Consider the following 12,782-nt stretch of genomic DNA (forward strand, 5'->3'; position numbering starts at 1 on the left):
AACCCGATCCAAACAGCGGCAAACCTGAAGAAACGATCCCACCGAACAGGAAGAATAATGATCCCTCCCCAAAGCTTTACTCAAATTCACGCAGATCGTGCGCACACGCTTGCCACAAACGACGCCTCATCTGTGCGAGAAAAGCGAGGGACCACTCCCACGCCGGTTACCACCTACCGCCTGCAAATGGGACCACAATTCACCTTCAACGACGCCGAAAAAATAGTCCCTTACCTGTGCAAACTCGGTATCACGGACGTCTACCTCTCCCCTATTTTGCAAGCCGCTCCCCAATCAACGCATGGCTACGACGTCGTGAATCACCACGCCGTCTCTGCGGAAATGGGCGGCCTAGCAGGATTTAAGAAACTCTCTGCAACTATTCACGAGGCGGGAATGAGAGTTGTGGTGGATGTGGTGCCCAATCATATGGCTGTGCCCACACCGCTCTTCCACAACCGTGCGCTGTGGTCTGTGCTGCGCGATGGCAAAGATTCTCCCTATGCCCACTGGTTCGACATTGATCTCCAAGAATCTGGCGATGGCATTTTGATGCCGATCCTTGGCAAGCGTATCGGCACAGTGCTCGCCGCAGGTGAACTCACTGTTGAACAGATGGTTGTGCCAGGGTATGAAGACGACGGCGAAACTTTCGTTTTGCGCTATTACGATCACATTTTCCCAGTCAGACGTGGCACAGAATACCTCCCGATTGCTGAGCTAGTAGACAGCCAGTTTTATCGGCTCTCCTACTGGCGAGTTGCCAATGAAGAACTGAACTACCGCCGCTTTTTCGACGTCGATACACTGGCAGCAATTCGCGTCGAGGACGAAGACGTATTCAAAGAATCGCATCGCCTGCTCATTGAGCTTTATCATGCGGGCGATATCGACGGATTCCGAATCGATCACCCTGACGGGTTGGCTGATCCGCGCCAGTATCTGCGCCAGCTCAAAGCTGAAACTGATGGCGCCTGGGTTGTTGTAGAAAAGATTCTCGAGGGTGAGGAATCACTACCTGGCGATTGGCCGTGCGCTGGTACCACAGGATATGACGCACTGCGCCGAATCCAAGGCCTTTTCACCGACCCCCAAGGTATACCTGACCTCACCAGTCTGTACACTGAAATTTCGGGCTCTTTCGACGGCGTGCAAGTAACTGAAATTGCAGCTAAACGGCAGATTGTGGATCAATCTCTTTTCGCAGAAGTCGATCGTCTAGCCCAGCTTGTGGCATCTGTTTTCCACGCAGATGTGCGACTACGCGACCATACTTTCCGCGCGATCCGTCGTACGCTTGTGGAATTAGTCGTGCACATGGATCGCTATCGCGCCTACGTCGTCCCTGGTGAAAAGCCCTCTGCGGAGGACGAATCCGTGCTTCGCGCAGCTCATTCGCAAGCGCACCGAAATCTTGACGAAGAAGACTACGACACCCTTGACGCCGTCGTCGAACTCTTGCTCGGCAACGAAATCGGTTCAGCAGGAAGAACGCACGACGACGCTCGCCACGAAGCTATTATTCGCTTCCAGCAACTGTGTGGTCCGGTTATGGCCAAGGGCGTTGAAGATACTACTTTCTATCGCTACACAGCACTGTTGTCGATGAATGAAGTGGGCGGCGGACCGCATTATCCCACCTGCTCAGCCGATGAATTCCACGCCTGGCAAAGCCAAACCCAGCGGCAATGGCCAACCTCCCTCACCACCCTTACCACGCACGATACTAAGCGAGGTGAGGACACTCGCGCACAGATCGCGGCACTATCTGAACATGCCGATTTGTGGCGCGATAACCTCACGCTGCTGCGTTCTCATACGGAAGAAATTCGCCCCTTAGATCTCGATGTCCAGATTGAAAATTTGCTGTGGCAAACGCTGATTGGCACGTGGACGCCCAAGGGGCCAATTGAAACTGAACGTCTTGATCAGTATCTACTCAAAGCTGCCCGCGAACAAAAGAAATGGACCACCTGGACTGAACAAAATACGGCCGCAGAACAAAACTTGCTCGAGTTTGCACATGCAGTGATCAGCGACGAAACAGTTGTGAATATCCTCGAAAGTGTGCACCACGCTTTAGGCGCCTCAACTCGGGCAAATATTTTGACACAGAAAGCTCTGCAAATGCTTATCGTAGGCGTTGCCGATCTGTATCAAGGCCAAGAGATCACCCAAAATTCTTTGGTTGACCCTGATAATCGCCGCAATGTTGACTACCCACGTCTGGCCGATTTGCTCGATGAGCTCGACGCCCATGGTCTTGGTTCAAATCCCGATCTCGACACCGAAAAAATGTGGATCACCTCGCGCATGGCGCGATTGCGCCAGAGCAAGCCACGCCTTGCCAGCGCCGATTACGAGTATCAACCGCTCCCCGTGACCACTGCGCATGCTTTTGCTTTTGCGCGTATCAAGGACGACGACGCCGTGCTCGGCGTTTTTGCCCGCCACGTGAGCACATTGGAGCGCTCCGGCGGATTTGCCCAGCACACCGTAGTTATTCCCGACGGCGTGTGGCGCAATGTTTTCACTGGTCAGAAAATCGAGGGTGGCGCCATTTTGCTTGCTGATCTGCTCAAAGCTTTTCCCGCCGCAGTACTCGAAAGGATGCCATGAGTAATATCGAAATCTGGGCACCTCATGCCTCTGAAGTACAGATCAAGCTGCACCCGAATGAAGAACTGATTGCACTCGTGCGCGGCGAAGACGACGTGTGGCGCAGCGAGCACGATTTTCCAGCTGGCACACGCTATTTCGTGGTTTTCGACGGCGGTTTACCTGTTCCCGATCCGCGCTCTCGCCGCCAACCGCTCGGGGTTCACGGCCCTACTGAGATCATTGACCCTGGTCAGTTTACGTGGACCGATCAAAACTGGGTTTCACGCGATGTGCGTGGCGGGGTGTTCTACGAACTCCACATAGGCACTTTCACGCCAGAAGGCACGTTCGAAGCGGCTATTTCAAAGCTCGATCATCTTGTTGAACTGGGTATAGACGTTGTTGAGATCATGCCCGTCAATCCTATTCCTGGTAGGCGCGGCTGGGGTTACGACGGCGTGTCAATCATGGCAACGTACGAAGAATATGGTTCTCCGCAGGACTTTGCCCATCTGATTGATGAACTCCACGCTCGCGGGATTCATGCCTGCCTAGATGTTGTTTACAATCACTTCGGGCCCGATGGAAACTACCTCGGCTTCGCTGGCCCTTATCTAACCGATAAACACCATACGCCGTGGGGTAACGCCGTCAATCTCGACGGCGATCACTGCTCGCACGTGCGCAAATACTTCCTGGACAACATTTGCCAATGGGCACGCGATTTCCATATTGATGTTTTTCGAGTAGATGCCACAGATTTTTTGATCGACGACTCTTCCTATCATTTCTTGGCCGAACTCAGCGATACAGTGCATGAGCTGGGTGAATCTATGGGCAAGCACCTTACCGTTACGTTCGAATCTGATGCGAATAATGCCCGTACCGTCACTCCCACGCAAAACGGAGGCCGCGGCGCTGATATGCAATGGGCAGACGACGTTCACCACGCCTTGCACGTGTGGCTCACGGGCGAAAGTAATGCTTATTACAGTGAATACACGGCTACGGGTACGTTACCTAAAGTTCTTCGCCAAGGCTTCTACCACGATGGTATCTGGACGAATTTTGACAAGAAGATTCGCGGCTGTGCAGTACCCGAAGATCTCAACGGGCACGCATTAATCGTATTTGACGAAAATCATGACCAAGTAGGAAATCGTCTCATTGGTGATCGTCCAAGTTATTCATTGAACTACGCTGATTTGGCAATATCGCGTGCTCTCATCTTGCTTTCACACTTCACTCCATTGCTATTTATGGGCGAGGAATGGGCAGCAAAAACGCCTTTTCCTTTCTTCACTGATCACGGCGATGAGATTGGCCCGCACATTCTTGAGGGTCGCATGAATGAGTTTTCTACCTGGGATCTAAACTCTGTTTATGGTGAGAATCCCCCGCTCATGCCGCCACCACAAGAGGAACTGACGTTCCGATCAGCCAAGCTCAATTGGAGCGATCTTGAACTTCCAGAACACGCCCGTTTCTTCGAATTTGTACAGCGCTTGATACAACTTCGCAAGAGCAACGCCAGCATCGCCAGCGGCGATAGGAGCAAGACGACGCTCGACATCGGTGCGCGCAGCGGTTGGATGCGTAGGAACGACGTAATCCTTGCGTTCAGTCGTGACGGTGCCACCGACGTCGTACTTCCGGCTGACGTACACGAAACCCTCGCTACATGGGACAGCGTTACCACTGATAGCAACGTCGTGACGTTCGATGTGGCGGGCGTGGCTGTGTTTACCACCGAGGCGTCGGCATGAAGTGAGCAGTGCTCACAAGATGCCGATTAGCCTGCCCAAAGGTGCGAAATCATCGAAGGACTGCACTGTTTCCATCTTGAGGTTTATTGCAGACCCCAGCCACAGAGTTCCCATAACCGCAGCTCCGAGCGCCAAAGCAAGACACAGTACCCATACGCCTAGATTGCGAGCTTTACTTGGAGCGAGGCCTTCGCCATTCTGTTTTCGTTGTCGGCGTTGGAATAGCACCACGGCAAGAACAATAAGCAATGAATATGCAGCAAAGGTAAGGTAAACCGGCACAATTCCGTACTTGGACTTAGGTTCGGCAGCGGCAGTCTTCAAACTAGCGTTTGGTGCCTTTTTGTGCTCTAACCAGTAGATCGAATCTTTGAAATTCTCCGACCATGCTGCCCAGTTATGTCCGCCGTGCGAGCCGTAGTCAAGTTCGAATTGAACCTGCGGCGCTTTGATTTTTGCTAGCCGCCCGAGCAGTTTTATCGCGTCAACATCGTTTCCCGACGACGATGCCAAGACTCGCATCGGAAGCTCAACTTTGGGAAGAATTTTCGAAATCACAAAATCCGAGCGCTTGTTAGGTGGCAGTTTCTTCAAGCCGCCAAACATTGGGTCGTCGTATCCCGAGAGCAACAGCAGATTGCCAAATACTTCTGGAGAGTGTGCTCCCAGCACACCTGCACAGTAACCACCAGCAGAGATACCACCCAATGACCACTTTGTGCGATCATGGCTCACAGGGAAATTGCGATTTATCATACCGACGATGTCGCGCGTAACCCACGTTCCGACAGCTGGTCGTCCTTCCAGATCAACACAGTCAGGTTCACGTGAATCCGGACGAAGCTCAGGCATAACGACAATCGTGGGGCCGGTGACTGAGTTTTTCATTAAGGCTGGCAATGTACTTGGAATCTGCAGGTTTGCTGACATCAAATGCGGATTTGAAGGGAATCCATGCAGCATCACGATCACATTCATGTCCCGCATTTTCTGCCAGCCTTCGGGAGCCCAAACTCTGATTTTTTGTTCTACCTTAGACTGTGGACCGCGCCAAGTGGTTTCCATGAAGGATCCCGAAAAATTATTTCCTTTTAGTGTGGGATCGGTAATTTCAGTGAAATTCGCCTTGTAAACGTCTGACTCAAAGTTTCCTGGTAATGGTGGTAATGCTACTGGCTTAGCTTGAACAGTGCCCGAGCCACTGACAAATTCTTTTACTTCGCTCCAGGATTTCATATAGCCGCCGTGGAAGTTGATCTGCGCCAATAATGCCAGGCACAGCATCAACGATCCGCTTGCGCTCAACAGCGAAAACTTAATAATCTTTTGCTGTTTAAGCATCCGAGTGGCAAATATTACGAGCGCAAGAAAAATAATCCACGCACAAAGTACAACAATTAGAGAATTTGGTCTCATATACCAGCCGTATCTTCCAGTGAGCCAAAGATTAAATATCGAGCTCATTAAACTCTCCGTGTTTGAGAGCCTCTATTAGAATAATCTATCTAAGAAATTTATAAACGGTAATTGGGCATTAGACAAATACCTCATTCGCCGCGCATTAGCGGAAAAATCGCGATTTCATTGGGGTGTCATACCATAGTATGACGCTGATATAACGAAAACAACACCTAAGATGTACAAGATTTTTAACTTTAGCCCTTAGATTAGAAGTATGGAAGATTCTAGGAACACTGTGTCCACTTTCGGGAAGATCAAAGATTTTGCCCGCGCGCATAAGGTCGCACTCACGCGTATATTCTACGTCGTGATGACCATTGCTGTTGTGATTGTCGCTAAGCGTGAGCTCTCGTCAATCTCGGGTGAAGAAATGCGTGAGCTCTTTGCGCAGCAGCGGCCAAGCGTCATCATTGGCATTATTCTGCTCGGCGTTTTGGCTTTCACCGCAACGGGAATCTACGACTTCTACGGAGTAAAGCACTTTGGTATTGACGTTCCCCGGCGTCGTGCGCTACGAATCGGTTGGATTGCGCAAGCATTCAACAATTTTGCAGGTCTAGGCGGACTCACTGGTGGCACCCTTCGAACGAAGCACTACACCACCAATGGTATTGAGAGCCGCACCGCACTCAACATCACTTTTGCTGTGTGGGCTGCGAATCTGCTTGGACTCTTTGCGATTATCTTGGCTACTGCTCCCATTGCTTATCAATGGGAGGGCACATTCATGCTCGTCCCGCTGCTCGGCTGCCTTTACCTTCCATTTTATTTCTTTGGCCAGCACATCAACATCGGGAAGCTGCGTCTAGGAAATACATTCCTAGCTCGCCAAAACTACAAGCAAAAATTCGAAATGCTCATCGCATCGGTTGCTGATTGGCTCGCCGCTGCAGTATTTTTCTGGTTGTGTATTCGCCTTTTTGCTCCACATGCGGGTCTGGGCTTCACACTATTTGTTTATTCCACTGCAACAATCATTGGTCTTGCATCGATGCTTCCAGCTGGAATTGGCACTTTCGATCTGACGGTCATCACGCTCTTCACAGCGGCAAATATCGATACCACCAAACTGCTTCTTGGCGTTGTGCTCTTCCGCATTGCTTATTACGTGGTGCCTTGGATCCTCGCGCTGTTGCTCTCCGTGAATGAATTTGCCGATACGCGTCGCAGCTTGCGCGCTGAGTATCGCAAGGGTGGATTTATCAATTCGGTGATCTGGATTGGCACTGCGCTGTGCGGTGTGGTTCTCGTTATTTCAACGCTGACGCCCGACAACCTGCTGCGAGCTTGGAAAATCGCGCAGATCATCCCATACAGCATTCGTGGCGCCTCGTCTTTAACGACTCTCCTCATCGGCATCGCCTTGATCGTGCTCTCAATTGGCCTGCGCGCACGCATTCGCCGCATCTACTGGGCAGCTCTCATCTTGCTGGTTGCAGGCGCTATCGGTTCGATTGTGAAAGGTCTTGACTACGAAGAAGCTGCGCTGCTGCTCACATTCGCCGTCATGCTTTACCTTGACCGCAATAACTACGACGCCGAGCCGATGCAGCCGACGCCGCTCAAGTTGATTTTGTCGGCAATCGCGATCATTGGCATTCCGTTCTTGGTCATTGAAATGCGCCATCACGTATTCCACTCAAAGTCTTTGTATTTGCGCATTATCAACCCAAGCCACCCATTGTTACAGTTCGCTTTCTATACCGCTTTCGTGCTCGCAATCGTCTTTATCTTGATGTTCTCCCGTTCGAAGAAGCTCACTTTCCAAGCGCCTAACGAACAGGACGTAAATCGATTCCACGATTTCTTGCTCAAGCACAGCGGAAACTCTTATTCCTATCTCTTCGCTTTGGGCGATAAGCAGGTGTTTTATACTGAAGATGAATCAGTTGCTCTGCTCTACCGCCCTCATAAAGGAAATCTTCTCGTGCTGGGCGATCCGATTGGAGAAACAGATCGTTTTGACGAAGCTCTCGATGAGTTCTTGGAGTTCGCACACTCCCACGATATGAACGTCGCTTTCTACGAAATCTCTGGAAAGTTCTTGGAAAACTTGGTCGAGCAGGGACTTCGTTTCGTTAAGATCGGCGAAGACGCATCTCTTGAGCTCGATACTTATTCAAATATCGGCAACTCTGGAAAGATTTTCCGCCGCATGCGCAACCGTATGTCTCAAAACGGTACCGAGTTCCAAATGCTCTATCCACCTTACGATGAAGAGACATTTGCTGAGCTACGCCGAGTTTCTGATTCCTGGCTAGGCAACCGCGAAGAAATGGCATTTTCGCTTGGATTCTTCGACGAGGCTTACCTCTCGAGCGGACCGATCGCCGTCGTACGCAGTGCGGATCGTATCGAAGGTTTCGCCAACGTCGTCTTTTTGAACGACGACGCCGTGACCTTTGACCTCATGCGCTTCCGTCCCGATTCCCCCGGTGGAACGATGGATGGAATTATGGTCTCGCTGATCGAATGGGCGAAAGAGGCAGGATTCAAAGAGATCAATCTTGGTATGGCACCGCTGTCGAATGTGGGACGGAAGATTCATTCTCACGGTGCTGAAAAGCTCATGCGTTACGTGCATGATTTCGGCTCACGCGTCTATAACTTCCACGGCTTACGCGCTTATAAAGAGAAGTTTAAACCGCGCTGGGATTCTCGCTACTTGGTGTACTCCTCGAACCGCTCTTTGCCTTCTGCTTTGCTGGCGCTCCTCGAAGTGATCAACCGGCCTGCTAAATACGTGGAGAGCCACGAGACGCAATCCTGCCGTGAATATGTAGCGGAACTGCGTGCGCCCCAAGCTGAATCTTTCCGCGAAGACGAAACAGCTTCTCATGTTGCTCAGCAAGGAGATGCAGCAAAGGCCCCAAAAGGATCAACTCGTCCGAAGAACGCTCCTAAGAAACGCGAAAATTCGGACGTTACAAGCTCCTAAGGATTGCCGAATGTAACTTTTACAGTGGCTAACTATTGCTCAGTTTTTGGCTCTGAATGTGATTCAGAGCCAAAAACTTATCCTCTACCGGCGCGCCTTTACTCATTTAAAGTCAGTACATAGTTACAGTTTTACCGTGACCGGTTCAGCTATGCCCCCGAATGATTTTGTTACGGCACTTGAGAGCCTCAAGGGTCAGCATTTTCGACCCGAATTTCACGTCACACAAATTCCTGCTCCCACAAAAATTGCGCCGTGGGCAGTGGCTTTACAGGCTGAAATGAACGATTCACCCGATCAGGATCCAGAATTCTACCGCGGATCAACCAAATTCGTGGTTCTCTACGATCCTGCTGGTCAGGCAGCTTGGGATGGACAATTCCGAATCGTTGTACATGCGCAAGCGCCTATGGATTCCGAAATTGGCGACGACCCGCTACTAGGTGAAGTAGCGTGGTCATGGCTGCACGATTCGATTAATGATGCCCGTGCCTCATTCCACAACCTCAACGGCACAGTAACGCGCGTATTCAATGAAACTTTTGGCGGCTTGTATCTCAACAGCTCCCGTATTGAACTCGAAGTACGCGCCTCCTGGACGCCCGAGACTCCATACTTGACCGAACACCTATTGGCTTGGGCTCATTTCGGCGCTCAGCTGTCTGGTCTGCCCCCTGAATATGAAAATGTGCAAGCTCTTCCAAGAAAAGTTGATCGAATTTGACCCCCTCTGATAACCGAGAAGCAATCCCACTCTTAGAGCCACGCGGTGGCACACCTGAAATCACACATAATTCGATTGACGATGCGCTCCGATCGCTCTCACAAGGCCGCGGCGCATTCGCTATCGATACCGAACGGGCGATGGGAATTAGATATTCCAACCGTGCTTATTTGGTGCAGATAAAGCGCGAAAACACACCTATATTCCTCATCGACCCAATCGGTGTTGAAGATCAACTTATCAAGCTCACTGAGTTACTCAACGACGAATGGATTTTACACGCCGCCGACCAAGATCTTCCGTGCCTTGCTGAACTAAATTTGCGCCCTGCAAAAGTATTCGACACGGAAATTGCGGGATTATTACTCGGATTCGAGCGAGTATCGCTCCAGGCGATGGTAGCCGAACTGCTCAATGTGGCTCTTGCGAAAGAACATTCCAGCGCCGATTGGTCACAGCGCCCGCTATCAGCAGAAATGCGCGCATATGCAGCGCTAGACGTCGATGTGCTGCACGAGCTCAAAGATCACTTGATCCCGCTCTTAGAAAATTCCGGACGCCTTGAATGGCACGAACAAGAATGTGAAGCTGTTCGAACTCGTCCGCCGGCTGCTCCCAAGCAACAGCCTTGGCGCAAAGCTGCTCGTCAAGCAGGAATTCGCGATCGGCGTGCACTCGCAATGGTAGAGCAGCTCTGGAATACTCGCGATGAACTTGGACGCCACCGAGACGTTTCTCCAAGCAAAGTGTTGCCATCTAAAATACTCGCCGAGCTCGCTTCACGAAAACCGCGTTCGCGCGCTGATGTGCTCAACTCCACCTTGTTGCGTTCACGTATCCGCAGCAAAGATGCCGTGCATTGGTGGGAAGCGATTGATCGCGCATGGCATTTGAAAGATTCGCAATTGCCCGAGCGCCATTTTCAGGAAAATAAAGACCCATTTCCTCCGGTGAAACGTTGGGAGAATTTGGATCCGCAAGCAGCTCAGCGTTGGAACCGCTTACGCTCGGCGATCCTCACGCACGCCGATGAGCTCGGCATTCGCCAAGATATGCTTCTCAAACCTGCAATTCAAAAGTTCGTTGCATGGCAAGGCTGGGCTAGTGCAAGCGAATTACACGATCTGCTCGCCGCACAAGGCGCGCGCCCTTGGCAAATCGCGCAAGCTGCACCGGTTATTTTCACCGCTGTGCAGTAACCACGCATTACCTTGGCAGCAACAAACACACAGTAACTGCCACACAATGCTCTGCAGTAACCGAGCGTTCCCCTTAGGCAGTAACCACCGCGCAGCAAGCACCGTTTTCAGCTGATTGCTTTCAGGCTTTCCAATAAGCTTTGTGCATCTAGATGCTGTGATTGCACAATTTTTTTGCGCGCGGCATGAGAAATGAAATTCTTACCAATCCCGTGCGAGACTACCGGCGTGTCTATACCCTCTCGCTCCAGTACCGTTCGAATTTCTGCACCAATGCCACCATTCACCAGTCCATCTTCCACCACAAATACTGCCCTTGCCTCACGCGCCATATCGACGAGCGCTGGCGACACGGGCAACGCCCAACGCGGGTCAACCACAACGACGTCGCCAGAAAATTCTCGCGCAGCTTCCACAACCTCGTGTGCGAAAGGACCAAAACCAATCGCCACAATAGGCTGCTGGCCTTGTTCTTTGCGCTCGAAAAGGACATCAACGTCACCCTCTTGGCGCACCGCAGGCAAAGCTGGAGGCAGCGAACCTTTCGGGTAGCGAATCAAACTTGGCCCATCTAACTGCACCGATTGGCGCAAAAGCTCACGCAAGCGATCGCCGTCGCGCGGAATACCAACCGTGAGACCGGGAACCATTGCACTGATCGCCAGATCCCACATACCGTTGTGCGAAGCGCCGTCGTCGCCCGTGATACCAGCGCGATCGAGGCAGATCGTCACCGGCTCACCGTGTAGAGCGACGTCCATAATCAATTGATCGAAGGCGCGGTTCATAAACGTGGCATAGAGCGCCAGCACTGGATGAAAACCGGCGTGTGCTAGCCCCGCGCACATCGTCATAGCATGCTGTTCAGCAATACCTACGTCAATCACGCGCTCAGGGAATTCTTCTCGCAAAGGTCCTAGACCAACTGGGAGAAGCATGGCGGCCGTAACCCCGACAATCCGTTCGTCTTGACGCGCTAATTCAGTTATTTCTTCAGCAAACACTGAAGTCCAACCGAATCGAGATGGCTCAATCGGGAGTCCCGTTTCTGGATGAATCTTTCCCACCGCGTGGAAGTGATCATCTTTGTTCTGTTCAGCAGGCCGATAACCGCGCCCTTTTTCGGTAATCACATGGACGACGACGGGGCCACCGAAGTTTTTCGCCATCCGCATCGCCTCATCCAGTTCTTGGATGTCGTGTCCGTTGACCGGGCCAATGTATTTCAATCCGAGCGAGTCGAAGATTCCCGAATCAAAAAGAACGTCTTTCATTCCCCGCTTGATGCCATGCAGCGTCTCGTAGGCGAGCTGACCTGGCGTTCCAGCGCGTTGTAGTGTGCGCTTTCCCCAACCCAAGAACTTCTCATAATTTCGATGCACTCGCATCGCATCGAGGCGCCGCACTGGTTCGAGTCGGCGCACGATACCGCCTACTGTTGGCGCATAAGACCGGCCGTTATCGTTAAGCACAATCACCACTGGACGCTGTGGATCTTCAGCGATATTATTCAAAGCTTCCCAAGCCATACCGCCAGTCATTGCGCCGTCGCCAATCACTGCGACAGCGTGGTTTTTTCTGCCTGAAAGTTGAAATCCACGTGCGATACCGTCTGCCCACGAAAGCGCGGTGGTGGCATGGGAGTTTTCCACCACATCATGATCCGATTCTGCGCGCGATGGATAGCCAGAGATTCCGCCTTCCTGACGCAATAGGCTAAAATCTTTGCGCCCGGTAAGGATTTTATGCACATAGGCTTGATGACCAGTATCAAACACAATTGCATCTGCTGGTGAGGAAAAAACTCGGTGAATCGCGATGGTCAATTCCACCACACCGAGATTCGGGCCAAGATGCCCGCCTGTGCGCGCCACATTTTCGACCAAGAATTGCCGAATTTCAGCAGCTAAGGTATTGAGTTGAACACCGTTGAGCCTACGAAGATCACTCGGTTCATGGATGTTATCCAGTAAGCTCATCGCATCTCCTTTCAACTTATTTGCAACAAGAATCTATGTTAGCAGCCACTTGCGCAACAGACATTCTACTCGGAAAAGCGCTGTGCGATGAGGACGAAATTCGTCGTCCTCATC

The 12,782-nt window shown here is 51.5% G+C and carries 7 protein-coding genes; 5 read left to right on the forward strand and 2 right to left on the reverse strand.

Translation table 11 applies throughout. From position 1 onward, the window contains the following. Positions 1–57 precede the first annotated feature (57 nt). The gene (gene treY, locus JOD55_RS06665) at positions 58–2,619 is read left to right on the forward strand and encodes a malto-oligosyltrehalose synthase (protein WP_204399258.1); all 2,562 of its coding nucleotides are present in this window, start codon (positions 58–60) and stop codon (positions 2,617–2,619) included. Next, complete coding sequence (gene treZ, locus JOD55_RS06670; RefSeq protein WP_204399259.1) at positions 2,616–4,367, forward strand: malto-oligosyltrehalose trehalohydrolase; 1,752 nt, start codon at positions 2,616–2,618, stop codon at positions 4,365–4,367. Before treY ends, treZ begins: the two co-directional genes overlap by 4 nt. Positions 4,368–4,379: 12 nt before the next feature. Here the strand turns inward: treZ and JOD55_RS06675 are convergent, their stop codons facing one another. Further along, positions 4,380–5,831 carry an alpha/beta hydrolase gene (locus tag JOD55_RS06675; RefSeq protein ID WP_204399260.1) on the reverse strand — a complete coding sequence of 484 codons (1,452 nt, stop codon included), beginning with the start codon at positions 5,829–5,831 and terminating at the stop codon, positions 4,380–4,382. Between the two features lie 211 nt (positions 5,832–6,042). Between JOD55_RS06675 and mprF the strand changes: the two genes are divergently transcribed. From mprF to JOD55_RS06690, 3 genes are all read left to right on the forward strand, one after another. Next, positions 6,043–8,766 (forward strand): bifunctional lysylphosphatidylglycerol flippase/synthetase MprF, encoded by a 2,724-nt coding sequence (mprF, locus tag JOD55_RS06680; protein ID WP_204399261.1) that lies wholly within the window; start codon positions 6,043–6,045, stop codon positions 8,764–8,766. Positions 8,767–8,902: 136 nt separating this feature from the next. Next, the gene (locus JOD55_RS06685) at positions 8,903–9,490 is read left to right on the forward strand and encodes a DUF3000 domain-containing protein (protein ID WP_338022218.1); all 588 of its coding nucleotides are present in this window, start codon (positions 8,903–8,905) and stop codon (positions 9,488–9,490) included. Next, entirely contained in the window at positions 9,487–10,689 is a 1,203-nt protein-coding gene (locus tag JOD55_RS06690) for an HRDC domain-containing protein (RefSeq protein ID WP_204399262.1), read from the forward strand. The genes JOD55_RS06685 and JOD55_RS06690 overlap by 4 nt, the downstream gene beginning before the upstream one ends. Before the next feature lie 107 nt (positions 10,690–10,796). Here the strand turns inward: JOD55_RS06690 and dxs are convergent, their stop codons facing one another. Then, the gene (gene dxs, locus JOD55_RS06695) at positions 10,797–12,668 is read right to left on the reverse strand and encodes a 1-deoxy-D-xylulose-5-phosphate synthase (RefSeq protein WP_204399263.1); all 1,872 of its coding nucleotides are present in this window, start codon (positions 12,666–12,668) and stop codon (positions 10,797–10,799) included. Positions 12,669–12,782: the final 114 nt, after the last annotated feature.

This window comes from Arcanobacterium pluranimalium (genome assembly GCF_016907845.1).
Classification (GTDB): Bacteria; Actinomycetota; Actinomycetes; order Actinomycetales; family Actinomycetaceae; genus Arcanobacterium_A; species Arcanobacterium_A pluranimalium.